The 25,259-nt window shown below is 68.6% G+C and carries 19 protein-coding genes; 10 read left to right on the top strand and 9 right to left on the bottom strand.

Features of this window, described 5'->3' with window-relative positions:
• Positions 1-93: 93 nt before the first annotated feature.
• From ABE483_RS01200 to ABE483_RS01225, 6 genes are all read right to left on the bottom strand, one after another.
• Positions 94-270: a hypothetical protein gene (locus tag ABE483_RS01200; protein WP_167390385.1), complete on the bottom strand. Its 177-nt coding sequence runs from the start codon at positions 268-270 to the stop codon at positions 94-96.
• A gap of 22 nt (positions 271-292) precedes the next feature.
• Positions 293-889: a YSC84-related protein gene (locus tag ABE483_RS01205; RefSeq protein WP_346480894.1), complete on the bottom strand. Its 597-nt coding sequence runs from the start codon at positions 887-889 to the stop codon at positions 293-295.
• Positions 890-900: 11 nt separating this feature from the next.
• Positions 901-1,719: a hypothetical protein gene (locus ABE483_RS01210; RefSeq protein ID WP_070470742.1), complete on the bottom strand. Its 819-nt coding sequence runs from the start codon at positions 1,717-1,719 to the stop codon at positions 901-903.
• The gene (locus ABE483_RS01215) at positions 1,716-1,883 is read right to left on the bottom strand and encodes a DUF6515 family protein (protein WP_217350029.1); all 168 of its coding nucleotides are present in this window, start codon (positions 1,881-1,883) and stop codon (positions 1,716-1,718) included. Before ABE483_RS01215 ends, ABE483_RS01210 begins: the two co-directional genes overlap by 4 nt.
• Positions 1,884-2,326: 443 nt before the next feature.
• Positions 2,327-3,109 carry a DUF2092 domain-containing protein gene (locus tag ABE483_RS01220; RefSeq protein ID WP_346466171.1) on the bottom strand — a complete coding sequence of 261 codons (783 nt, stop codon included), beginning with the start codon at positions 3,107-3,109 and terminating at the stop codon, positions 2,327-2,329.
• Positions 3,110-3,264: 155 nt separating this feature from the next.
• Positions 3,265-5,157: a DUF885 domain-containing protein gene (locus ABE483_RS01225; RefSeq protein ID WP_346480895.1), complete on the bottom strand. Its 1,893-nt coding sequence runs from the start codon at positions 5,155-5,157 to the stop codon at positions 3,265-3,267.
• Positions 5,158-5,578: 421 nt separating this feature from the next.
• Between ABE483_RS01225 and ABE483_RS01230 the strand changes: the two genes are divergently transcribed.
• Together ABE483_RS01230 and ABE483_RS01235 are read left to right on the top strand one after the other, a co-directional pair.
• On the top strand, positions 5,579-8,254 hold the full coding sequence (locus ABE483_RS01230) for a TonB-dependent receptor (protein ID WP_346466169.1): 2,676 nt from the start codon (positions 5,579-5,581) through the stop codon (positions 8,252-8,254).
• On the top strand, positions 8,251-9,444 hold the full coding sequence (locus tag ABE483_RS01235; protein ID WP_346480896.1) for a histidinol-phosphate transaminase: 1,194 nt from the start codon (positions 8,251-8,253) through the stop codon (positions 9,442-9,444). Before ABE483_RS01230 ends, ABE483_RS01235 begins: the two co-directional genes overlap by 4 nt.
• Before the next feature lie 18 nt (positions 9,445-9,462).
• Here the strand turns inward: ABE483_RS01235 and ABE483_RS01240 are convergent, their stop codons facing one another.
• Positions 9,463-11,250, bottom strand: a complete 1,788-nt coding sequence (locus ABE483_RS01240) for an FAD-binding protein (protein WP_346480898.1) — start codon at positions 11,248-11,250, stop codon at positions 9,463-9,465.
• Positions 11,251-11,499: 249 nt separating this feature from the next.
• Here ABE483_RS01240 and ABE483_RS01245 point away from each other — a divergent pair, with 249 nt between their 5' ends.
• The 7 genes from ABE483_RS01245 (at position 11,500) to ABE483_RS01275 (ending at position 23,308) form a co-directional block, all read left to right on the top strand.
• Entirely contained in the window at positions 11,500-16,293 is a 4,794-nt protein-coding gene (locus tag ABE483_RS01245; RefSeq protein ID WP_346480899.1) for an ATP-dependent helicase, read from the top strand.
• Positions 16,294-16,395: 102 nt separating this feature from the next.
• Positions 16,396-17,967, top strand: a complete 1,572-nt coding sequence (locus ABE483_RS01250; RefSeq protein ID WP_346466738.1) for an arylsulfatase — start codon at positions 16,396-16,398, stop codon at positions 17,965-17,967.
• Positions 17,968-18,111: 144 nt separating this feature from the next.
• Positions 18,112-18,528 carry a DUF2231 domain-containing protein gene (locus tag ABE483_RS01255; RefSeq protein ID WP_070473908.1) on the top strand — a complete coding sequence of 139 codons (417 nt, stop codon included), beginning with the start codon at positions 18,112-18,114 and terminating at the stop codon, positions 18,526-18,528.
• A complete protein-coding gene (locus ABE483_RS01260) occupies positions 18,525-19,841 on the top strand; it encodes a sorbosone dehydrogenase family protein (protein WP_102789317.1) in 1,317 nt (438 codons plus the stop codon). Before ABE483_RS01255 ends, ABE483_RS01260 begins: the two co-directional genes overlap by 4 nt.
• 120 nt (positions 19,842-19,961) lie before the next feature.
• On the top strand, positions 19,962-22,502 hold the full coding sequence (locus ABE483_RS01265; protein WP_346480900.1) for a heavy metal translocating P-type ATPase: 2,541 nt from the start codon (positions 19,962-19,964) through the stop codon (positions 22,500-22,502).
• Positions 22,499-22,999, top strand: coding sequence for a Cu(I)-responsive transcriptional regulator (cueR, locus tag ABE483_RS01270; protein ID WP_346480901.1), 501 nt, complete (start codon positions 22,499-22,501; stop codon positions 22,997-22,999). Before ABE483_RS01265 ends, cueR begins: the two co-directional genes overlap by 4 nt.
• Positions 23,000-23,113: 114 nt before the next feature.
• Positions 23,114-23,308: a heavy-metal-associated domain-containing protein gene (locus ABE483_RS01275; RefSeq protein ID WP_346480902.1), complete on the top strand. Its 195-nt coding sequence runs from the start codon at positions 23,114-23,116 to the stop codon at positions 23,306-23,308.
• A 114-nt stretch (positions 23,309-23,422) separates the two neighbouring features.
• Here ABE483_RS01275 and ABE483_RS01280 read toward each other — a convergent pair whose 3' ends face one another.
• Together ABE483_RS01280 and ABE483_RS01285 are read right to left on the bottom strand one after the other, a co-directional pair.
• Complete coding sequence (locus ABE483_RS01280) at positions 23,423-24,115, bottom strand: type 1 glutamine amidotransferase domain-containing protein (RefSeq protein WP_102789313.1); 693 nt, start codon at positions 24,113-24,115, stop codon at positions 23,423-23,425.
• 95 nt (positions 24,116-24,210) lie between these two features.
• The gene (locus ABE483_RS01285) at positions 24,211-24,810 is read right to left on the bottom strand and encodes a TetR/AcrR family transcriptional regulator (protein WP_070473920.1); all 600 of its coding nucleotides are present in this window, start codon (positions 24,808-24,810) and stop codon (positions 24,211-24,213) included.
• A gap of 173 nt (positions 24,811-24,983) precedes the next feature.
• On the opposite strand from ABE483_RS01285, the gene ABE483_RS01290 reads away from it, so the two are divergent.
• Complete coding sequence (locus ABE483_RS01290; RefSeq protein ID WP_083298829.1) at positions 24,984-25,253, top strand: hypothetical protein; 270 nt, start codon at positions 24,984-24,986, stop codon at positions 25,251-25,253.
• The last annotated feature ends 6 nt before the right edge of the window (positions 25,254-25,259 follow it).

Here is a 25,259-nt window from a genome sequence, read left to right on the forward strand (position 1 = left end):
GCCTGCCTGGGTAGTGCCGGCCGCTGGCCGGCAGCGCGGGCAGGGCGAACACGCAATGCACAGGTAGTGCCGGCCGCTGGCCGGCAGCGCGGGTCACCACACCTGCGAGAGAATTACCCCGAGTGCCCCGCACCAGCACACGATCACGAACCAGGCCAGCACCGCATTGGCACTGATGCCGCGGTGGCGGACGAACAGGCTCAGCACCAGCGCCGCCACCAGGGGCAGCACGAACAGGCTGACGATCCAGACCAGCGGATGGCCATGCATGGGAACTCCTTGGCCTGCTGGCTCAGTTCAATGTCTTGTCGGGGTAGTAGCGGGTGCCTTTGACGGTCAGCTCCGCCGCCAGGCCGCTTTCGGTCATCTGGTACACCCAGACGTTCTCGGAAATCTGCACCGCGCCGGTGAGTCCACCGCCGGCCTTGTCCACTTTCGCTGCCAACGTTGCCTGGCCGCCGATCTCGATGCCGCGGGTGATGAAGTCCTGGTACGCCTCGGGCGTCTTGAAGACCCAGACCAGGTCGAAGGTCTTGGCGCCAAAGCCCAGGCCCGCCTGGATCTCGACCATGCGCATGAAGGTCTCGCGGCCGCTGCGGTTGTCGATGGCCACACCATGCCCGCCGCCGCCGCCGGCAATCAATACCTTGACCCCGAAGCTGCGGAAGACCGCGTAACCCGCCGATTGCTCCACGGCCTGGCGTGCACCGGGCTGCGCGGCATACAACCGCGAGAGCACCGCGGCGGTGGCGGTACGCGCCTGGTTCTGCGCCTCGATCTTTTCGGTGGAGGGCGGTGCGTCACTGCGTGCGGGCGTGGAGGTGCTGCAGCCGAGGGGGGCCACGCCCAGCAGGATCAGGGCGGTGCCGACAAGAAGAGAACGGTTCATGGGAAGCAGCCTCATTCGGGAAAGACCAGGGTCACGATCAACCGGCCGGTCCAGCGACTGGCGTACTGCGGCCGGTCCACGTTGTAGAAGCCGCCGACACCGATGCTGATCGGGGTATGCCCGAGCCTGAGCACTTTGGAGACGGTGGCACCCAGCGGTACCGTCCAGGCATCGCCGCTGGCCGCCTTCCAGTTGTAGTTGGTTTCCGAGGTGACACTGAGTGACCAGCCATCGGGCAGGTTGCGGGTCACGAACGGCTGCACGCTGGTGCTGCTGACATCCTCGCGGTCGTCATCGCCGGCAACGGACCAGACATGGTTGGCCAGTGCGCCGACGGTCCACGCCTTGGTCTTGTGGACCAGGATGAAGGCCGGGCCGAGCGAGTACTTGCCCGTGCCCAGACTGTCGTGCGAAGCGGTGTCCAGCAGCGCGGCGAAGCCGTAGCCGAATTCGGTGCCATGCGCTTCCGCCGCGGTCTTGGGGATGTAATACCCCTGCACGAACAGATCGCCGGTGCCGTGTTTGTCCTGCGGAAACTGGTTCCAGCTCAGCGGCAGGATAGGGCGCAGGATGAACTTGCCGCTGTCGCCAACGAACGGAATCACCGGCTGGATCTTCAACTGCTGGTTGTGCGCGTCGCCGCCAGGCCCGACCGAGCCTTGGTAGTTGTACTGGAACGGCACGGAGATCAGCGCCGCACCGGGATCGGCCAGCTTGCGTGCGATGTCGTCGGAGGACGCCGATCCGGCCGGCGCCTGCTGCGCGGCGAGGGGCGCGGCACCCAGCAGGGCGAGCAGCGCCAGCCAGGCCCGATGCCGCCGACACCTCATCGCGGCGCATCCACGACGATGTACTGCACCGTCGTGCCCGCATAGCGCGGCTGATACCAGGCGTTGTCGCACTGCTGGTAGCCGATGCCATTGACGACGACCGTGCTGCAGTCCACCGGCAAGGAGTACACCACCGAGCCGATCACGGCCGACGTGACGGCCACGCCTGCGGTGAACGCGGCGGCGTCCCAGAACGGATGGTCCCAGTACGGCGGCGGGGGCGGCGGAGGGGGTGGCCCGGGCGGATGCGGCCCGGGGCCAGGACCGGGTCCAGGTCCAGGGCCAGGAGGATGAGGTGCCGGGCCGGGACCCGGCCCCGGAGCAGGGTGGGGACCGGGACCTGGGCCAGGATGCGGGCCGGGCTCCGGGCGCGGGCCCGGACCGGGATGCGGGGCGGGGCCAGGCCCCGGCGGGTGCGGCGCGAACCCGCCGCCTCCATGAGGCAGACCGCCGCCGCCGAAGCCGCCGGCATGGGCGATCGAGGGATGGGCAAAGCCGCGCAGCCCGGGGCGCGCGTCGGCGTCGGCAGGCAGCAGCGCGGCGCCGAGCATCAGGGTCATCAGGGCCGGGGCCAGCGTGGCGCGCAGGCAAACGGAACGGTCCATGCTCAGTTCTCCCCGTCAGTGGTCTGTACGGCCAGCGCGACCGGTACGAACACGATCTTCGTCGCGCCCTTGGGATCGAACGCCAACTCCCTGGCGGTCACCGCGCGCCGCGTATCCCAGTTCAACGTGGCCTGGTAGGTCGGCAACGCGGGGTCGCTATGGCTGGTGATCGCCAGCTGGCGGGGCAGGTGGGTCGCGTCGGAAATCCAGACCTGCCAATCCACCCCGGGTTGCCGGAAGGCGTAGTGCTGGGTTGCCTCGCCACCGATGCGGGCGCTGCCGATGCGCAGCGCGGACTGCAGCTGATCGGTCGGAAACGCCGGCGTGCCCCACAGGAACAGATCCGCCAGCGGCAACTCGATGCCATACGTCGTCGCCGATTCGGTCAACAGCGCCTGACTGCTTTTGTTCAGACCATCCAACGTGGCGTAGTACTTCAGCCGCGGCGAGTAGATCGTCAGCGCCTTGCCGTCGTAGAACAGCTGGCGGTGCTGGTCCTCGCTCTGTATCTCCACGAAGAAGTGGTCCGGTCCCAGCACGCGATACGCGACGGTGCCCGGCAGGGCGATCTTCTGCCCATCGTCGAGCACGTACTCGGTGCTGGTAGTGGCATTGAGGGTGAAGTGCGGCAGCGCGCGCAGGGCTGCGCCCATGCGGGTGAGTGCCTGTACGGCCTGGGCATCAACGCTGGCCGCCGCGGGCTGCGCCGCCAGCGGAGGAGGAAGCAGCAGCAGGGGGCCGGCCAGGACCAGCGCCAACAGCAGGCTCGATGAGGTGCGCGGCATGACAGTCTCCAGAGTGTCGTCAGTGGGGCGCGCGACGGGCCGACCCTGCTGACACTCTGCGCACCGCCCACGCGACGGACAACCGGAGTTACACGGTAAGTCGCTAGGTATTTATACGCAGGCACCAGCCAGCGGCCGGCACCTGTGCAGGGGCGTCATGGTGTCCGGGTGGAGGCCGGTCCGCCGGCGGCGATCCAGGCGTCCACGGCCTGGCTGACCACCGTCATCGGCATGGCGCCGTTGCCCAGGATCAGGTCGTGGAACGCACGGATGTCGAAGCGGTCGCCCAGCTCCCGGCGTGCCTGCTCGCGCAGTTCCAGCAGCCGCAGTTGGCCCATCTTGTAGGAGGCGGCCTGACCGGGCTGCACCAGGTAGCGGTAGACCTCGATGCGCACATCCGCCGGGGTCATGCCGGTCTTGTCCTGCATGTAGGCGATGGCCTGCTCGGGGGTCCATCGTTTGCGATGCAGGCCGGTGTCGACCACCAGCCGCACCGACCGGAACATCTCGGCCTGCAGGCGGCCCAGATCACCGGCGGGGTCGTCGCGGTACACGCCGGTCTCGGCCATCAGCTGTTCGGCATACAGTGCCCAGCCTTCGCTGAAGGCGCTGGGATTGAGACTGCGGCGGAGCATCGGCAGCGCGGTCAGGGTCTGGCCGATCGAGATCTGGAAATGATGCCCCGGCGAGCCCTCGTGATAGGTGAGGGTGGGAATGCTCCAGCGCGTATTGGAGGTGATATCGCCCAGGTTGATGAAGAAGGTGCCCGGCCGCGAGCCGTCCATCGCCGGTGGGTAATAGTAGCCGCCGGGCGAAGTGGCCTGCATGTGCGCGGGTACCGGTTGAACCAGCAGCTCCTGCGTCGGCAGATGGCCGAAGTAGGTCGGCAGGATCGGATCAAGATCACGCAGGCGCTGTTCGATGTCGCCGATCAGCTGCCTGCGGCCGGCGTCGCTGTCCTCATACAGGTAGCGCGGGTCCTTGCGTAGCTGTTCGATGCGGGCGGCCACGCTGCCCTCGCGCAGGCCCAGCTGCTTCAGGCGGTCATCCATCGCCGTGTCCAGCCGCGCCACTTCGCGCAGGCCGATCTGGTGGATCGCATCGGCATCCAGGTCGGTGCTGGTATACCAGCGCAGCGCGGCATCGTAGTAGGCCTTGCCCTCGGGCAGCGCCCACACACCGTTGTTGCCGGGATGGGTCGCCAGCGTGGCCTGCACGTTGTCGAGCAGGCGTTGATACCCCGGGTTCACCGCGTCTCGCACCGCAGCGGTGGCCTGCGCGATCAGTTCAGCGCGCCGGGCCGCCGGGATGGACGGGACCTTGTCCAGCTTGCGCTGCAACGACTGCACCCACAGGCTGTCCTGCGGCGCCGGTTTCAGCAGGGCACGGTACTGGTTGGCCGCCCCTTCCAGCGCAACCGCCGGCGGCACCACGCCCTGTTGGGCCTGCATGTCGACGTTGGCGCGGACCTGGTCCAGCTTGGTGCCCATCGCCTGGAGCCGTTCAATGTAGCGGCGGGCGCTGGTGTCGTCGGTCACCGCATGCTGGTTGTCCATGAACTGCGGCAGGTTGACCGGCAGGCTGAACAACTGGTCGATCGCGTAGGTGCTGCCGCCGACCGGCAACCAGGCCGCGGCCCATGGCACGGCCATCAGATCGATCTGGGTCTGGTAGAACCAGCGCGCCAGGCCGTCGCTGAGGCGTTGCTGCGGATCCAGCGGTGCACCTTTCCAGGCACGGATCTGCGCCAGGTTGTCGACAAGAAAGCGGCGGTTGATCGCGCGCCGGGCCAGCGAGACGTCGGTCAGCTGGCCGGACAGATCACCGCCTGCATCGTCGCTGATGCCGAGCATCGTGCGCAGTTCCGGATCGGCGTTGATCGCGGCCATCGTCTGCGCATCGAGCAGGGCATTGAACGAGGGGGTGGCCGGTGTGCTCGCCGTGGACGGGGCCTGCGCATGTGCGTCGGCTCGCGGCAGCAGCAGTGCGCCGGCAATGGCCAGTGCGAGCAGGACAGGAACACGGCGGGCAGGCGAGGTCGTAATCACGGGGCGATCTCCGTTGGCGGCAGGCTGCGGGCAGGCTACGCCTGCACAGGTGCGGCTGCACCTGCAGATTGTCATGTCTGCGCAGGCGGGCAGATGCGGGCAGGGTACAGGCACTGCCGGTCGCGCACGGTTGGCTATCTGGATATGCCTGGAAGTAAGGACCTCGGTGCGAGGCCGTTGGCCGCGCCGAATGAAATCAGTGACTTGCCCCGCGCTCGTTACCCACCTGAGCAGCCCGGCGCGAATGCACGAGTCCGCACCGATTGACGCTCTGCAACAAGTTTGCAACATGTCCGGCAGGGTCACCTGGGGACGTGTCTTGCCTGCTTCGAATCTGCCACGGCGATGTCGCCGCTGACGTACCGCCTGCGCTGTTCCATCGTCTTCCTCGGGCTTGATGCCCGATCTCTTCGGAGTTGTCATGAATCCTCGCACCACCGCGCTGCGACGTCGCCGCCTGTCCGTCGCCGTGCTTGCCAGCCTGTTCACCGCCGTTCCGGTGCATGCTCAAACTGCGGCAAGTGCGCCGGCGGTCACCCAGCTCGACCAGCTCACCGTCCTGGGTAACCGCACCCAGGCCCGCACCGTGCTCGAATCGCCGGTGCCGATCGATGTGCTGGGCGCGCAGGACATCCGCAGCAGCGGCTATACCGATATCAGCCAGATCCTGCAGTCGCTGTTGCCCTCGTTCAACTTCCCGCACCCGACCACACCGGACGGCAACACGCATATCCGGTCGGCAACGCTGCGCGGGCTGTCGCCGGATCAGACCCTGGTGCTGGTCAACGGCAAGCGGCGGCATGCCAGTGCATGGGTGAATACCGGCGGGACGGTGGGCAAAGGCGCGGTCTCGACCGATCTCAATGCGATCCCGGTGAGTGCGATCGAGCGGATCGAAGTGCTGCGTGATGGCGCGTCAGCCCAGTACGGTTCCGATGCCATTGCCGGGGTGATCAACATCGTGCTGCGCGAGGATGCCGGCTTCGAAGGGCGGGTCAGCCGCGGCACCACCCGCGATGGCGGCGGTGGCACCACCGCCGTCGCCCTGGACACCGGCGTGGCCTTTGCCGACGGCGGCGGTCTGCACCTCACCTGGGACTATCGTGATCGCAAGGCCGCCAACCGCGCCCTGCCCGATACACGTCAGCAGTACTTCGGGATCGGTCGCAACGGTGCGCCGGTGGCGCCGTCGGGCACCTTCGGCTCCGGCACCGGCCTGGCACCGATCGGGGGCGCGGCGGCGGGTGCCGTGGCCGACCCACGCGAAGCCACCATCGACCGCGATGCCCTGTGGCGCTTCGCCGACTCGGCCGACACCGTGGAAAAGACCGTGTTCGGCAACCTGCGCAAGCCGCTCGCCTGGGCTGAAGGATTGGAGGCGTATGCCTTTGGCGGCTACGGAGTAAGCGAGGGCAGTTCCAACGCCTCCCTGCGCCGCGCCGGCCAGGTCGAGAACGTGCGCGCGATCTACCCGGACGGGTTCCTGCCGTGGGTCGATACCCAGAGCACCAACGCCTCGCTCGGCGCAGGCATCAAAGGTCTGCTCGGCGACTGGCACTGGGACCTGAGCAGCGTCTACGGCCGCAACAAGCTGGTCTACCGCACCCGCAACACGCTCAACGCCACGCTGGGTGCGGCCAGCCCCACCGCGTTCTACAACGGTGCGCTGGAGGCCTCGCAGTGGACCACCAATCTGGATGCCAACAACAGCATCGAGCTGGGCTGGCATGCACCGCTGCGGCTGGCGCTCGGGGCAGAGTTCCGCCGCGATACCTACGGCATTTCACCCGGTGAGCTGAACGCATACGTCTGGGGGCCGGCGCGGGTGCTTGATGGCCCCTCGGCCGGTGCCGTGCCGACGATCGGCTCGCAGGGCTTCGCGGGCATCCAGCCGGCGGACGCCGGCAACCATCACCGCCACAACGTCTCGGCCTACGCCGAAGCGGAAACCGATGTGACGGATCGCTTCCTGGTGTCGCTGGCCGGGCGCTGGGAGGACTACAGCGATTTCGGCAGCACCACCAATGGCAAGCTGGCCCTGCGCTACCAGCTCGACGGCGGGGTGGCGGTGCGGGCCTCGGTCAGCACCGGCTTCCATGCGCCGGCCTTGGCCCAGCAGTACTTCAGTTCGACCAGCAGCCGCACGCTCAACAACGCGGTGACCGGGGTGCCCGAGTATGTGCTGGTGCGCACCGCACCGGTGGATACGGTGGAAGCGCGTGCCCTGGGGGCGCGCTCGCTGGAGCCGGAGCAGGCGACCAATGTCACGGCGGGCCTCACCTGGGGCATCGGTGGGCTGAGCGCATCGGTGGATGTGTACCGGATCGACATCGACGACCGGATCTTCCTCTCCAGCAACTTCGTTGATGCGGCCGGGTCGACCGCGATCCGTGACTACCTGGCCGCGCTGGGCTCGCCGGGCGTGACCAGCGTGCGCTACTTCAGCAACGCCGCCGATACCCGTACCACCGGCGTGGACGCCTCGGCGCGCTACCGCTGGGAGCTGGCGGACTATGGCAGGCTCACCGCGACCGTCGCCTACAACCGCAACAAGACCGAGCTGACCCATGTCGCCTCGACCCCGGCGCAGCTCACCGCGCTCGGCGTGCGCACGCCGTTGTTCGATGTCACCGAGCGCACCCGCGTGGAGAAAGGCCAGCCGCGCGACAATCTGACCGTCGCGCTGGGCTGGGATGTCGGCCGCTGGGGCATCCACCTGGGCACGCACCGCTACGGTGAGATCGAAGGGGTGGCGGCAACCAACCAGAGCGCGGCCAATGTCGCCGCCTTCGCGCAGGGTTCGACCCGGTTCCGTACGCTGCCGACCGAAGCGGGTAGTGCTGGCAATGTCGACGTGGTCCAGAAACTGGAGGCGCGCTGGGTCACCGATCTGGACATCGCCTTCCGCGCCACCGACACGGTCACTGTCGTGCTGGGCGCGAACAATCTGTTCAACACCTATCCGACGCGCAACATCGCGACCACCCCGCAGGTCTCCGGCGCGGATACCTTTGGCGTGTTCCCGTACAGCGAGCTGTCGCCGTTCGGTTGGAGTGGCACCTACTACTACGCACGCCTGGAGGCCCGTTTCCAATGACCCGTTCTACGACTGCAGGCCACCTGCCTGCCGACCCGCAGCGCCGCCACTGGCTGCGTGCCGGGCTGACCAGTGCCGCAGCGGTCGCGCTGGCGCCGGCCGCTGGATCCGCTGCGCCGCCCGCGCCGGCCGCCGTGACGGCCGCCGGCCGAACCACGGACCTGCTGCGGCTGGATCTCAATGAGAGCAGCTACGGCCCGTCACCTCGGGTCGGGCCCGCGGTACAGCGTGCGCTGGCGGAGGCGCCGCGGTATGTCAGCGCCGCGCAGCTGCAGGCGTTGCAGGGCCAGATCGCCACGCTGGAAGGGGTCGCGCCCGAACAGGTCATCGTCGGTGAAGTGCTCGAAGCATTGGGCCAGCATCTTGCGCTGAGCCAGGGCGCGGGCGGTTTCATCTACAGCGTGCCCGGGTATGGCGCCCTGGTGGATGCGGCCAGGCCCTTTGGCGGCCGGGCCGTGGAAGTGCCGTTGAACGCGCAGCTGGAAAATGATCTGCCCGCATTGCTGGCGGCGATCGCGCCGGATACCCGCGCGCTGTTCGTGGTCAATCCGCACAACCCGTCCGGCACGCTGAGCCCCGGGGCCGAGTTCGATCGTTTCGTGAGCGCCGCGCAGGCGCGCACGCTGGTGATCGTCGACGAGGCGTACCTCGACTACCGCGAGGATGCCGCCACGTTGAGCGCGGTGCGGCTGCTGCGGCAGGGCCAGAACGTGGTGGTATTCCGCACGCTGGGCAAGATCCATGCGCTGGCCGGGCTGCAGGTCGGGTATGCGCTGGTGCCTGTGGCGCTCGCCGAGGCACTGCGCCAGCGCGGCGTCGGCGGCGCGCACGCGCAGAACCAGTTGTCGCTGGCCGCTGCATCGGCGGCACTCGCCGATCCCGCCCACGTGGCCCAGGTCCGGCGCAGCGTGGCGGCGGAGCGGCAGCACTGGCAGCAGGTCCTGAGCGGGCTGCGCCTGCGCTCGACTGAAGCGGCCGGCAATTTCGTGTTCGTCGATACCGGGCACCCCCATGCAGTCGTCGCCGCCGGGCTGCTGCAACAGGGCGTGCGCATCGCCCGGGTGTTCGCCCCGTATGACACCTGGGTACGGATCACCCTCGGCACGCCGGCGGAGAACCGGCGTGCGCAGCAGGCGTTGCGCAGCGTGCTCGCCCAGCTGGGCAAGGCCCAGGGTGGAGCGGCGGCGTAGACGCTGCCCGTCGCGCCGTCAGCCGCCGATGCGCTCGAAGCCGTCCGCGCTCCAGTCCTCGCTGCCCACGCCGTGATGGATCACGAACAGGCCCTGCGGATCGTAGCGGCGCTTGGCGGCCTGCAGCCGTGGGTAGTTCGGCCCCCAGAACGCCTGCTGCCAGTCCTGCTGGAAGTAGTCGCTCTCCGAGACATAGGCCGGGGCCGAGGGAGCCACCACGCTCAGGGCCTGGTAGGCGCGCGCCACGTTCAAGGCGCCCCGGCGTGCCCGGGGCTCATCCACGGTCCGGCCCAGGCCCGGATACACCGGCCCGCTGGCATTGCCGATGATCGCCAGCGCGAAGGCGTCCAGTACCGCCGGATGGGTGGCCGTGTCGCGGCTCGCGGCCAGCGCGGCCGCCGGTGCACCGAACAGGCCCTTGTTGCAGTGCAGGCCGACATCCATGTGATCGGCGGCGGCACAGATCGCGGCGGCCGCCTGCTCACGCTGCGCATCGTCCAACAATCCCGACGGCAGCCAGGCCGATGCGTAGCCATGCAGGAACCAGCCGACCTGGCCCTGGTCGCCCTTCCACAGCATGTGCCGGGAGGAGGCGCCTTCGCGGGTGTCCTCGGCGATGAGGGCAGGGGCGTGCTGGCGGAAGAAATCCGCGTCCCAGAAGTCTCTGGCCGGCATCGCCAGTGCCTGCAGGGGTTCGGTGATGGTGTAGGCCGGCCGGGCGCGGATCCAGTCCAGGAACGGCGTCCAGGTCGATTCGGCGGCGTCCCGCGACATGCCCTGGAACACCATCGAGATCGACAGCCGCCGCGTGTCCTTGAAGGTGAACTGCTCACCCCAGTGCGGGTTGCAGAGCGTGTCGCGGTAGAAGCGGAGCATCTCTGCCGCCAGTGCCCGCCAGCTGGCGTCGTCGCTGGCGTGGATCTGGCAGGAGACGCCGCCGAAGGTATCGGGCAGGTCATGGGTGCGCAGCGTCATCCGGGTGACGATCCCGAAACTCGCCGCGCAGCCCCCCTTCAAGGCCCAGAACAGGTCCGGCTCGTTGTCGGCGTTGACGGTGCGGATCTGCCCGTCGGCGGTGACGATCTCGGCTTCGAGCAGGCTGGCCGCGGCCGTGCCATGCGCCTTGGAGAAACTGCCGAAGCCGCCGCCGGTGACCAGGCCTGTCACGCCCACCGAGGTGCAGCCGCCGCCCTGGACATAGCGCCCGCCGCGGGTGGTGACCGCATCGTAGGCATCGATCCACATCGCCCCGGCGCCGACGCTGACTGCCGGCTGTGGCGCCGTGCCCGGGCGGGCGTTGTGGGCGAGGAAGGCATCGTGCAGCTCGACCTGGTTCATCGCGCGGGTCCAGACCAGCAGCGAATCCGGCGCGCAGGAGGTGCCGTGATAGCTGTGCCCGCCGCCTTTGACCACCAGCCGCAGGCGGTGGGTGCGGGCGAAGTTCACCGCCGCGGCCACATCGGCGCTGTTGGCGGCGGCCACCACCTTCGCGCTGGGCACTGACCGCCATGCGCCGAAGTAACCACTGGTCTGGGTGAGCGCGGGCGCATCGCCGAGGAAGAACGGATTCTGCAGCTGCTCCAGCGCGGCGGCCCGGGTGGCGGCGTCAGCGAGGAAGGGGGACTGCGGCACCGACAGCCGACCGCCGACCGCACGCGACAATCGGTCCCACTCGGCGGCAGCGGGCCACCCCGCAGCGCCCGGCCGGACCCTCGAACGCATCGCTGCGAAGGCAGGGCCGGCCTTGAGCAGCATCGGCAGCAGCGGGAGGGTCAGCCCGGCTTTGAGGCAATCGCGTCGTTTCATGAGGGTCGTTCCTGCGGCGGCAGCGTGGTCGATGCCAGCGAGTGTGTTCCCGCAGAGGCCCGCGGGCCCTGGCCTGGGGCCGGATGTGGGTGATGAAGGGACGAGTGGCGGGGGCTCAGGGGCGAGTGGTGCCAGGCGGAGACGCGTCGGTCCCGCGCCGATTGACGGATGCCCGACGCGGCATACCCTAGTCTGGTTCCATTGCGCTCGCGGCCGTCGCTGGGCGAGCGTCCCATGACATCCGGATCCATGCCCACCTCGAACGACCCCGCCCCCGGCGCACTGGCCACCTTCACTCCGGCCACGCGCGATTGGTTCACGGCAGCCTTCGCTGCGCCCACGCCCGTGCAGGACCATGCCTGGGCGGCGATCAGCGCCGGCCAGCACACGCTGGTCATCGCGCCGACCGGCTCGGGCAAGACCCTCGCCGCGTTCCTGCAGGCGATCGACCAGCTGTTCCGCAGCGGTGAGCCTCCCAGCGATGAGCAGCCGGGCGATGCGCAGCCGGAGGCGTCGGCGCCGAAGAAGCGCGGCACCCGTGTGCTGTATCTCTCGCCGATCAAGGCCCTCGGCGCCGATGTCCAGCGCAACCTGCAGATACCCCTGCAGGGCGTCAGCGCCGAACGTGCGCGGCGTGGCGATCCGGCGGTCACCCTGTCCGTCGCGATCCGGACCGGCGACACCACCCCGGCAGAGCGGGCGCGGCTGCTGCGGCGTCCGCCCGACATCCTGATCACCACGCCCGAATCGCTGTTCCTGATGCTCACCTCACAGGCGCGCGAGACGTTGCGCGACGTGCATACCGTGATCATCGATGAGATCCACGCGGTGGCCGGCAGCAAGCGCGGCACCCACCTGGCGTTGAGCCTGGAGCGGCTGGATGCCCTGCTGCAGGTGCCCGCGCAGCGCATCGGGCTCTCGGCCACGGTGCGCCCGGTGGAGGAGGTCGCGCGGTTCCTCGGCGGCGACCGTCCGGTCACCGTGGTCCATCCGCCGTCGCAGCGGGCGCTGGAGGTCCGGATCGTGGTGCCGGTCGAGGACATGGCCGACATTCCGCCGCATCCCGCTGCCGCCGATGCACCCGCGTCCGCGGGCCGGGTCGGCTCGATCTGGCCGCATGTGGAGGCCAGCATCCTGGACCAGGTGCTGGCGCGACGTTCGACGATCGTGTTCGCCAACTCACGGGGCGTGGCCGAAAAGCTGACTGCCCGGTTGAATGAACTGCATGCCGACCGTGTCGCCCGTGGCCAGCTCCCGGCGCGTGCCTCGATGGCGGCGGCTGCCCCCGAGCACTACGGGTCGTTCAACGGCGGCACCGCCGGGCGGGCCGCCGGAGCGGAGGCGCTGATCGCCCGGTCGCACCATGGTTCGGTCTCCAAGGAACAGCGCCGCGAGATCGAACAGGCGCTCAAGTCCGGCGAGCTGCGCTGTGTCGTGGCGACCTCCAGCCTGGAGCTGGGCATCGACATGGGGCTGGTCGACCTGGTGATCCAGGTCGCCGCGCCGCCTTCGGTCGCCAGCGCGCTGCAGCGGGTGGGGCGGGCCAGCCATCAGGTCGGGGGCATCTCCACCGGCCTGGTCTACCCGCGCACGCGGCGCGACCTGATCGATGCGTCCGTGGCAGTGGAGCGGATGCTGGCCGGTGAGATCGAAGCGATCGATCCGCCGCGCAACCCGCTGGACGTACTGGCCCAGCAGACAGTGGCCGCCGCGGCGATGGAAACACTGGACGTGGAGGCCTGGTATGCGCGCGTACGCCGCGCTGCGCCGTACCGTTCGCTGCCGCGCAGCGCGTTCGATGCCACCCTGGACATGCTGGCCGGACGTTATCCCTCCGATGATTTTGCCGGCTTCCGCCCGCGGCTGGTCTGGAACCGCGACACCGGTGCACTGAGCGCGCGGCCGGGCGCGAAACAGCTGGCGGTCACCAGCGGGGGCACCATCCCGGACCGCGGCATGTTCGGTGTCGTGCTTCCGGAAGGCGAAGAGCGTGCCGGGTCGCGCCGGGTCGGTGAGCTCGATGAGGAGATGGTCCACGAATCACGGGTCAACGATGTGATCACCTTGGGCGCCACCTCGTGGCGGATCGAGCAGATCACCCATGACCAGGTCGTGGTGACCCCCGCGCCGGGGCGTTCGGCGCGCTTGCCGTTCTGGCGCGGTGAGGGCGTGGGCCGCCCGGCCGAACTGGGCGAGGCGGTGGGTGCCTTCATCGGTGCGCTGGATGCCGGTGCCGCGGAAGCGGGCCTGCCGGCCGGGCTGCGCGAGCGGCTGCAGGCCTGCGGATTGGCCGACAACGCGATCACCAACATCGCCGGCCTGCTGGCCGAACAGCGTGAGGCCACCGGCGTGCTGCCCACCGATCGCACGCTGGTACTGGAGCGCTGCCGCGATGAGGCCGGTGACTGGCGGCTGATGCTGCATTCGCCGTATGGGCGGCGCGTACACGATCCGTGGGCGCTGGCGGTGGCCGCGCGCATCCGCGAACGCTGGGGCGTGGATCCAGCAGTGGTCGCCAGCGACGACGGCATCATCGCGCGGCTGCCCGACGCACAGGGGCGCCTGCCGGGCGCGGAGCTGTTCCTGTTCGAGCCCGAGCGTCTGCGCAGCGACGTCACGCGCGCCGTGGGCGGCTCGGCCCTGTTCGCTGCGCGCTTCCGCGAATGTGCCGCACGCGCGCTGTTGCTGCCGCGGCGCACGCCGGGTCGTCGCTCGCCGCTGTGGCAGCAGCGCCTGCGCGCCGGTGAACTGCTGGCCATCGCGCAGGGCTACCCCGAGTTCCCGATCCTGATCGAGACCGCGCGTGAGTGCCTGCAGGACGTCTACGATCTCGATGCGCTGGGCGTGCTGATGCAGCGGCTCACCGACGGCCGCGTGGCGATCGCCGATGTCACTACCGAGGTACCGTCGCCATTCGCGGCGAACCTGCTGTTCGGCTATGTCGCCGAGTTCATGTACGGCACCGATGTGCCGCTGGCCGAGCGCCGTGCGTCGGTGCTGTCACTGGACAGCGGCCTGTTGGGCGATCTGCTCGGCCAGGTCGATCTGGGCGAACTGCTGGATGCGGCCGTGGTGGAGCAGGTGGGCAACGAGCTGCAGCGCCTGGCGCCCGACCGCCGTGCGCGCGGCAAGGAAGGGGCGGCCGATCTGCTGCGGGAACTGGGCCCGCTCACCGATGAAGCGATGGCGCTGCGGCGGGTCGATGACGAACCTGCCGGGCATCTGCACGATCTCGCCGCTGAGCGGCGTGCGATCCAGGTCCAGCTCGCCGGCCGCCTGCACTGGGCGGCCATCGAAGATGCCGCGCGGCTGCGCGATGCGCTGGGGGTCACCCTCCCGCGCGGCATCCCCGAGCCCTTCCTGCAGGCCTCATCGGACCCGCTGGGCGAGCTGCTGGGCCGATATGCGCGTACCCATGCGCCGTTCACCACGGCCGAGGTGGCGGCCGCGTTTGGATTGGGCGTGGCCGTGGCCGATGCGGCACTCACGCAGCTGGAAGCGCAGGGCAAGCTGCTCAAGGGTCGTTTCGGTGTGGCGCGTCGCGATGCCGAGGCCGTCGGCGCGGCCGCCGAGCCGGCGCCGCTGGCCCGTCACGAATGGGTGGGTGAGGCGGTGTTCCGTCGGTTGCGGGTGCGCTCGCTGCAGGCGGCGCGCGAGGCGACCCGGCCGGTCGCGCGCGACGCCTATGCCCTGTTGTTGCTGGAGAGGCATGGGCTGCTGAGCGATGCCGAACAGGCTGCACGTGGCATCGCTCACCGCGGGCCGGGTGCGCTGGAAGGCATCGACGGCGTGCTGCGCGTGGTGGAACTGCTGGTGGGCGTGGCGCTGCCGGCGTCGGTGTGGGAACAGCAGATCCTGCCCGCGCGCGTGGTCGATTACGCGCCGGCGATGCTCGATGCGCTGCTCGCCACGGGTACCGTGGTGTGGGCCGGGCACGGGCGGCTCGGCGAGGAGGACGGCCTGGTCTCGCTGCACCTGCAGGAATTCGCGGCAGAAACGCTGCCCGCGCCTGCAGTGGCAACCGCGCTGTCGCCGCTGCAGGATGCGCTGCTGCAGGTGCTGGCCGACGGTGGCGCGTACTTCGCGCGTCAGCTGGTCACCGCGGTGGGCACGCACGGGGGGCGGGCCGGCAGCCCGCCCATGGAGATCACCGCCGCGCAGCTGCACGACGCCTTGTGGGGCCTGGCATGGTCGGGGTACCTGACCACGGATCTGTGGGCGCCGCTGCGCGGCATGGCCGGGGGCCGCGCGCCGCGGCCGCGGGTCGCGCGCGCCTCGCGGCGCGGTCGACGCGTCCGTGGCGTCCCGATGCACGACATGCCCTTGGCCGACGGAGCGCCGGCCGTGATCGCCAGCTTTGCGGCCCCCGCGCTGGCCGGGCGCTGGTCGCTGTTGCAGCGTGAGGCGATCAGCGACACGGCGCGCGCGGTGGCGCTGGCCGAGGGGCTGCTGGACCGGCACGGCATCGTGACCCGCGGGGCCGCGATGGCCGAAGGGATCGCCGGCGGCTTCCCGGCGCTGCAACAGGTGTATCGCGGCATGGAGGATGCAGGCCGGGTGCTGCGCGGCCGCTTCGTCGAAGGGCTGGGCGGGGCCCAGTTCGCCGATCGCCTGATCGTGGATCGACTGCGTGGCGTCGCCGATGCCCTGCGGCCCGGTGCTGGCGAGGTGGCGATCGGGCTGTCCGCGGTGGACCCGGCCAACCCGTTAGGTACCGTGGTGCCCTGGCCGGTGCACGGCTCGGCGGTCCGGCCGGTGCGCCGCGCCGGTGCCGTGGTGGTGATCGGCGGTGGACGGCTGCTGATGTACCTGGCCCAGGGGGGCCGCCAGCTGCTGACGTTCTTCGATGCGGACGATCCGTCCCTGGCAGGCACGACGGCCGCCGCGGCGCAGGCGCTGGCCAGCGCACTGCGGCGGGGCCGGCGCAGCTCGTTCACCGTGGAGCTGATCGACGCTGCGCCGGCCCGACGCGACGGCCTGATGGACGCGCTGCGGGCCGCCGGTTTCTCCAGTGCGCCAAAGGGCATCAGCTGGGAGGGATGAGCGGGGGAGGCGAAGACTTACTGACGCCGTCTAAGTAGAAACACGCTGGCCGCGACGATGACCGACACGGACTATTGAGCACCACCGTCGTCGGAGAAGTGCATGGCCAGCTCATCCGCAAAGAAGAAGCCCGGTTCATCCGCAAAGAAGCCCAACATCCTTGTCATCTGGGGAGACGACATCGGCATCTCCAACCTGAGCTGCTACTCGCGCGGCTTGATGGGATACCAGACGCCGAACATCGACCGCCTGGCCAACGAGGGCATGCTTTTCACCGATTCCTACGGCGAACAGTCCTGTACGGCAGGGCGTTCGTCCTTCATCACCGGCCAGAGCGTCCTGCGGACCGGCCTGTCGAAGGTCGGCATTCCGGGCGCGCCGGTCGGCATGAACGAGAAGATCGTCACCATCGCCGCCCTGCTGAAGAACGAGGGCTATACCACCGGGCAGTTCGGCAAGAACCACCTCGGCGACCTCAACCACATGCTGCCCACCAACCATGGGTTCGATGAGTTCTACGGCAATCTGTACCACCTCAATGCCGAAGAAGAGCCGGAGATGTACGACTACTTCCCGAAGGACGAGTTCGGGGATTTCATCGAGACCATCAAGCCGCGCGGGGTGATCCACAGTTTCGCCACCGATAGGGATGACAGCACCGACCAGAAGCGCTGGGGCAAGGTAGGCAAGCAGAAGATCGAGGATACCGGCCCGCTGGACCGCAAGCGCATGCTGACCTGCGATGACGACTTCGCCGACCGCGCCAAGGGCTTCATCAAGAAGGCGAACGACGACGACACGCCGTTCTTCGTCTGGGTCAACTTCACCCACATGCACCTGATCACGCATACCAAGAAGGAAAGCCTGGGGCAGGCCGGGCGCTGGCAGTCGCCGTATCACGACACGATGATCGACCACGACAAGAACGTGGGCGCGTTGCTCGATTACCTCGACGAACTGGGCATCGCCGAAGACACCCTGGTGGTGTACTCCACCGACAACGGGCCGCACCGCAATTCGTGGCCGGATGGCGGCATGACGCCGTTCCGCAGTGAGAAGGACACCAACTGGGAAGGCGCGTTCCGGATTCCCCTGGTGGTGCGCTACCCGGGCAAGATCAAGCCGGGCTCGGTGTCCAACGAGATCGTGCAGCACCATGACTGGCTGCCCACCTTCCTGGAACTGGCGGGCAACAAGGGCGTGGTCGAGGACCTCAAGAAGGGGGTCAAGGCGATCGGGCGCACCTACAAGAACCACATCGACGGCGTCAGCCTGTTGCCGTACCTCACCGGCAAGCAGGACAAGTCGCCGCGCAAGCTGTTCGTCTACATCTCCGATGATGGCGACATGCTCGGCATCCGTTACGACAACTGGAAGGTGACCTTCATCGAGCAGCGCTGCAAAGGCACGATGCAGCTGTGGGGCGAACCGTTCACGGTCATGCGCATCCCCAAGATCTACAACCTGCGCACCGATCCGTACGAGTTCGCGGATGTGACCTCCAATACCTATTGGGACTGGTACATCAACCACGTCTACATCGTGTACGGCGCGATCGCGCTGCTCACGAAATTCAACGAGACGTTCGTGGACTTCCCCAAGATCCAGAAGCCGAACACGTTCACGGCCGACCAGGCGGTGGAGAAGCTGCAGGAAGCGGTGACGGGCAAATAGCGGCGAGGTCCATCGCAGCGCTGGCATGGCGACGAACCGGGGGGCAGACTGTCCCCCGGTTTCGTGTGGGCGGCATCTCAGCACCCCCATCACACCAGGGGTGGCAGGATCGGGAGAGATTCGCCCCCTCACCAGGAGACCACCATGGCTTCGACCGTTGTCCTGACCCGATCATGGGTCATCCATCCGTTCCACGCCGCTGTACTGGGCGGGGTGCTGCCGCTGTTCCTCGGCGCACTGCTGGCGGACTACGCCTACTGGAGTTCGTACGAGATCCAGTGGGCCAACTTCGCCTCCTGGCTGCTGATCGGTGCGATGGTGATGACCACGCTGGCCCTGCTGTGCGGGATCGTCGGCCTGGTCCGTCGCAGCCGCAACCTGGCCTACGTCGTGATTCTGGCGGTGACCTGGGGCGTGGGCTTCATCAACTGTCTCCACCATGCGCGTGATGCATGGGCGGTGATGCCGGCGGGCCTGGTGCTCTCGGTGATCCTGACGGTGCTGGCGCTGCTCGCCACCTGGGTGGGGCTGTCCAGCCTGCGCGTGGGAGGTGTGCGATGAGCCGCCAGATGACGATCCGGATGCTCTCGGTTTCCGCGCTTGCGGTCGCGCTGGCGGCCTGCAGCGGCAAGGCCCCCGAGCTGGAACAGTACGGCGGCAACCCGGAGATGCCCAAGCCGCATCGCGGGCTGATGCCGGACATGACCATCGCCAAGCCGGCGCAGTGGGGCGACACCCTGCCGACGGTGCCCAAGGGCTACCGCATCTCGGCGATCGCCACCGATCTGAACATTCCGCGGCAGACCCTGGTGCTGCCCAACGGTGACATTCTGGTCGCGGAAGGTCGCGGCGGCAGTGCGCCTGCCCTCAAGCCGAAGGATGTGATCGCCGGCAAGATCAAGGCCAAGGGCAACACGGCGGTCAAGAGCGGCAACCGCCTGACCCTGCTGCGCGACGCCGATGGCGACGGCACCTACGAACTGAAGACGGTCTTCGCCGACAAGCTCAATGCGCCGTACGGCCTGGCGATGATCGGCAACGCGATCTACGTGGCCAACCAGGATGCGGTGGTGCGCTTTGACTACCAGGAAGGCCAGACCAAGGCGAGCGGCGCACCGGCGAAACTGACCGATCTGCCCGCAGCGATCAACCATCACTGGACCAAGGCGATGACCGCCAGTGCCGATGGCCGCTATCTCTATGTAGGCATCGGCTCCAACAGCAACATCACCGAGCGCGGCATGGCGGTGGAGATCGATCGTGCGCGGATCTGGCAGATCGATGTGGCCACCGGCGCACACAAGGATTACGCCACCGGTATCCGCAATCCCACCGCGCTGGCGATCCAGCCGGGCACCGGCACGCTGTGGGCCGTGGTCAATGAACGCGATGAGATCGGCCCGAACCTCGTGCCCGATTACCTCACCTCGGTGAAGGAGGGCGGCTTCTATGGCTGGCCGTACAGCTACTGGGGCAAGAATGTGGATCGCCGGGTGATGCCGCAGAATCCGGAGAAGGTCGCCTCGGCCATCGCGCCGGATTACGCGCTGGGCTCGCATGTGGCCGCACTCGGCGTGGCCTTCTCGTCGCCGGTGATGGGCACCCAGTTTGCCGATGGCGTCTTCGTGGGCGAGCACGGCAGCTGGAACCGCAATCCACCGGTCGGTTACAAGGTGGTGTTCGTGCCCTTCAGCAATGGCCGTCCGGCCGGCGAGCCGATCGATTTCGTGAGCGGCTTCTTCGGCGAAGACGGCAAGACCCGCGGCCGCCCGGTGGGTGTCACGGTCGACCCGCGTGGGGCACTGATCGTTGCCGATGACCTCTCCAACACGATCTGGCGGGTCACCCACGACGGCACGCCCGCCCAGCCGTAAAGCGCCTTGACGGGGACGGAGGGGATGAATAATTACCTCCGTCCCCATCAAGCGGGGGCTTGACCTTCCCACGATGGGAATCTTTAGGGTGGCGGGTAACCTCACCCCAAGGACTGCCCCATGTCTTCTGTTGCTTCCCGGTCCGGCGCGCCGCTCAGCCGCCTGAGCCTGCCCATCGAGGGCATGACCTGCGCCTCCTGTGTGGGCCGGGTGGAGCGCGCGCTGACGGCCGTCCCCGGCGTGCAGACGGCGTCGGTCAACCTGGCCACGGAGCGGGCTGATCTCAGCTTCATCGGGGCGCCCGATCCCCAGGCGGCGGTGCGTGCCATCGAACGCGCGGGCTACACCGTGCGCGAAGCCACCACCGAACTGAGCATCGAGGGAATGACCTGCGCGTCCTGCGTTGGTCGCGTGGAGCGCGGCCTTGCGCAGCTGCCGGGCGTGATCGCGGCCAGCGTCAACCTGGCGACCGAACGGGCGCAGGTGCGCCATCTGGCCGGTACGGTCTCCGTCGCTGATCTGGTGGCTGCCGTGGAAAACGCCGGCTACACCGCGCGCGCTGCAGGCGTGAGCACGGCTGCGGCCGGTGACCAGGAGGAGGAACGCCGCGAGGCTGAAGCCCGTGCGCTGCGCCGCTCCCTGTTGCTGGCGGCGGTGCTGACGCTGCCGGTCTTCATTCTGGAAATGGGCTCGCACCTTGTCCCAGCCATGCACCACTGGGTGATGCATGCCGTCGGCCTGCAGACCAGCTGGTACCTGCAGTTCGCGCTGGCCACGCTGGTGCTGTTCGGGCCGGGCCTGCGCTTCTTCCGCAAAGGCGTGCCGGCACTGCTGCGCGGCGCCCCGGACATGAACTCGCTGGTTTCGCTCGGCACCGCGGCGGCCTATGGCTACTCGGTGGTCGCCACCTTCGCCCCGGGCGTGCTGCCGCCGGGCACCGCCAACGTCTACTTCGAAGCGGCCGTGGTGATCGTCACCCTGATCCTGCTGGGGCGCACGCTGGAGGCGCGGGCCAAGGGCCGCACGTCGCAGGCGATCAAGCGCCTGGTCGGGCTGCAGGCGCGGACTGCACGCGTGCAGCGTGGCGATGAGACGGTCGAGGTGCCGCTCGACGAGGTCACGCTCGGCGATGTCGTGCTGGTCCGCCCGGGTGAGAAAGTGCCGGTGGACGGCGCGGTGGTGGAGGGGGCGTCCTATGTGGATGAGAGCATGATCACCGGCGAGCCGGTACCGGTGGCCAAAGCCGTGGGCGCCGAGGTGGTCGGCGGCACCCTCAACACCACCGGTGCCTTCAGTTTCCGTGTCACCAAGGTGGGCGGGGACACCGTGCTGGCCCAGATCATCCGTCTGGTCGAGCAGGCACAGGGCTCCAAGCTGCCGATCCAGGCGCTGGTCGACAGGGTCACCATGTGGTTCGTGCCGGCGGTGATGGCTGCTGCCGCGCTGACCTTCCTGGTGTGGCTGGTGCTCGGCCCGGCACCGGCGCTGACCTTTGCGCTGGTCAATGCGGTGGCGGTGCTGATCATTGCCTGTCCCTGCGCGATGGGCCTGGCCACGCCGACCTCGATCATGGTCGGGACCGGCCGCGCGGCGGAGCTGGGCGTGCTGTTCCGCAAGGGCGAGGCGCTGCAGGCACTGCGCGATGTGAGTGTGATCGCGCTGGACAAGACCGGTACGTTGACCAAGGGCCGCCCCGAACTGACCGACCTGGAGCCGGCCGATGGTTTCCAGGCGGATGAGGTGCTGGCCCTGGTTGCCGCGGTGGAAACCCGCTCCGAGCATCCCATCGCCGAGGCGATCGTTGCGGCCGCCAGAGCGCGCGGTCTCGCACTGGCCACCATCGAACGCTTCGAGGCGGTGCCGGGCTTCGGCGTTTCCGCGCGTGTCGCCGGCCGCACCGTGGCCGTCGGCGCGGACCGCTACATGACCCGGCTCGGCCTGGAGGTGGCGGCGTTCCGGCCCACCGCCCAGCGGTTGGGTGAGCAGGGCAGGAGCCCGCTGTACGCCGCAATCGATGGCCGCCTGGCGGCCGTGATCGCGGTGGCCGATCCGATCAAGGAAAGCACGCCGGCGGCAATCCAGGCGCTGCACGCCCTGGGCCTGAAGGTCGCGATGATCACCGGCGACAACGCGGCCACCGCCGCGGCGATCGCACGCCAGCTTGGCATCGATGAGGTGGCGGCCGAAGTGCTGCCCGATGGCAAGGTCGCCGCGCTCAAGCGTTTCCGTGCTGGTGGCGCCAAGGTGGCCTTCGTCGGGGACGGGATCAATGACGCACCGGCGCTGGCCGAGGCCGATGTCGGCCTGGCGATCGGCACCGGCACCGATGTGGCGATCGAGGCGGCCGACGTGGTGCTGATGTCCGGCGACCTGCGCGGCGTGCCCAACGCGATCGCCCTGAGCCAGGCAACGATCCGCAACATCAAGCAGAACCTGTTCTGGGCGTTCGCCTACAACGCGGTGCTGATCCCGGTGGCCGCTGGCCTGCTGTACCCGTTCAACGGCACGCTGCTCTCGCCGATCTTCGCCGCGGCGGCGATGGCATTGTCCAGTGTGTTCGTGCTCGGCAATGCGCTGCGGCTCAAGCGCTTCCATGCACCGATGCAGGCCGATACGCTGGGCACCGGCATGGCGGAAAGTGAGAGGGAGACCGGACGATGAATATCGGGGAAGCCGCGACGTTTTCGGGCGTGTCGGCAAAGATGATCCGCTATTACGAGCAGATCGGCCTGATCCCGCCGGCGGCGCGCTCGGAGGCGGGCTACCGGCATTACAGCCCGCAGGACGCGCACAGCCTGCGCTTCATCCGCCGTGCGCGTGACCTGGGGTTTTCGGTCGAGCAGATCGGCGAGCTGCTGGTGCTGTGGCGCGATCGCGAACGCGCCAGCGCCGACGTCAAGGCGGTGGCGCTGTCCCATGTGGCCGGGTTGAAGGCGAAGATCGCCGAGCTGCAGGCGATGGTGCAGACATTGGAGCATCTGGCCGAACACTGCCACGGCAATGACCGCCCGGATTGCCCGATCATCGCCGACCTGGCCCAGCCCGTTTCCGCGCCGGCGGAGACTGCATCCGCCGGGAAGCCCCGCAGAACGCCGCTGTTCGGTGCGGATACGCCGGTGTCCTCGCGCGGGCGCGCGGCCCGCAAGCCACGTTCCTGATCGACCCGGCCGCGTCCATGCCCTGCAAAAAGGACACGGACGCGCTAAGGCCTTGACCTTGGCACGTTGTCAGCCCCGACAGTGGGCTCATACCCACCACGGCGAGGTCGCCCGATGCATCGTTTCACCCTTCCCACCATGACCTGCGGCGGCTGCGCCCGCTCCGTCACCAAGGCCCTGCAGGGCGTCGATCCGCACGCACGCATCGAGACCGATCCGCCCGCGCGCGAAGTACGTGTGGAGAGCGACCGCGAGCGGGCCGCCTTCCTGGCCGCGCTGGCCGATGCTGGATTCCCTGCCACGTCATGAGCGGGCGGTCCCACGCCATCCCGGAGGACAACGCATGTGCATGAAACATCTTCTGCCGCTGCTGCCGTCCCTGGCGGCGTGGGGCACCGTGACATCCAATGCCGTCGCGGCGGCTCAGGCCTTGGTGGCGGACGCGAGTCGCTCCACCAGCACTTCAGCCGCTTCGGCCGACGAGGCCGGATTCTGGCCGGTGATCAGCAAGCCATCGCTGACGACATACGAGCCCCAGTCCGGCCCCTTGGAGTAGGAACCGCCCGCGGCCTTGAGCATGTCCTCGACCAGGAAGGGCACCACCTCGGTCAGGCCGACGCCCTCTTCTTCGGTGTTGGTGAAGCCTGTGACCTTCTTGCCCTGCACCAGTGGGGCACCCTCGGCCGTCTTGACGTGACGCAGCACGCCCGGCGCATGGCAGACCAGCGCGACCGGCTTGCCGGCGGCGATGAAGGCTTCGATCAGCGCGATGGAGTGGGTGTCTTCGGCGAGGTCCCACAGCGGGCCGTGGCCGCCGGGATAGAACACGGTATCGAACGCGTCCTGCGAAATGCTGTCCAGGCGCACGGTGTTGGCCAGCTGCGCGTTGGCATCCACGTCTGCCTCGAAGCGGCGGGTGGCGTCGGTCTTGAAGTCCGGCTCGTTGCTTTTGGGATCCAGCGGCGGCCGCCCACCCTTGGGCGAGGCCAGCACGATCTCGGCGCCCGCATCCTTGAAGGTGTAGTAAGGCGCAGCCAGCTCTTCCAGCCAGAAGCCGGTCTTCTTGCCGGTGGTGCCGAGTTCGTCGTGCGAGGTCAGAACGATGAGGACTTTCATGGATGATACTCCTGTAGGTGCTTGATTAGACTGGTCGTCTAGTGATGGGGCCGAGAAAAACACGCCGATGCCGGCGTGCGTGAGACACGCTTTTGTCAGGGGGCGGTATGCAGAAGGCGGGCGGTCAACGCCACGGCGTCGTCGAACGGCCCGGTGGTGCGGCCGATCTTGACCATGATGCTGGTCCCCAGCCACAGCTGATACACGCTTCGGGCGACCGCCTCGGGTGGCTCCCGGGTCGCCACCGATCCGTCGGCCAGGCCCGCTGCAATGGCACGCGCCAGCCGATCGGTGATCCCCGTGGTGCCACGCTGGAGTGCGGCCCGCATGGGTTCGGAAAGGTCCGCCACTTCGGCACCAAGCTTTACGGCCAGGCACTTGCCCTGGCAGTCCTCGAAGGACTGGCTGTCCTGCCAGGCGCGGAAGTACGCGGCCAGTTGCTCGGCCTTGGTCTGGCCCGGCTGGCGGAAGATGCGGTCCATATCGGCGAGATAGGCGCTGAAGTAGTCCTCCAGCAATGCCTCGCCGAAGGCTTCCTTCGAGGCGAAGTAGTGGTAGAACGAGCCTTTGGGGACGCCCGCCGCCGCGAGCACTTCATTGAGGCCGACGGCGGAGAAGCCCTTGGCGCCCATGATCCGCTGGCCGCTGGCCAGGATCGTGTCGCGGACGGTGGAGGGGGTGGTGGGCGAGTTCATGGACGCCACTGTACGCCTGATTAGACCGGTCGTCTAGTGCCTGCTTGCGTGGTCCACGGGAAGCCGGCCAGCGGCCGGCACTACCCCGTCCCCGGGCGGCGATTGCCGACGGGAAGGGGGCGGATCAAGGTATATTCCCCGGCCCCATTTTCATTGCCAGATATCGCCCCGCCATGAGCACGCCCCGCAAGCACTACAAACACCCCGCAGAATCCGAGATCGGCAACGGCACGATCTACCTCGAGGCGCAGGGCGATGTGATCGTGCGGCAGGTGGAAAGCTACCGCAGCGTGCTGGTCTGGGCGGACAAATCCGGGCAGGCCGATGAGCGCTTCCCGCTGTCCGATCAGCCGCTGTCCTGGCTGGATCTGGATTCGGATGACGCCATCACCGCCAGTCAGTTTGAAGCCGTCTGGAAGCAGGCCAAAGCCGTTTCCGGCTGAGCGTGC

This window comes from Stenotrophomonas sp. TWI602 (genome assembly GCF_039674045.1).
GTDB lineage: Bacteria > Pseudomonadota > Gammaproteobacteria > Xanthomonadales > Xanthomonadaceae > Stenotrophomonas.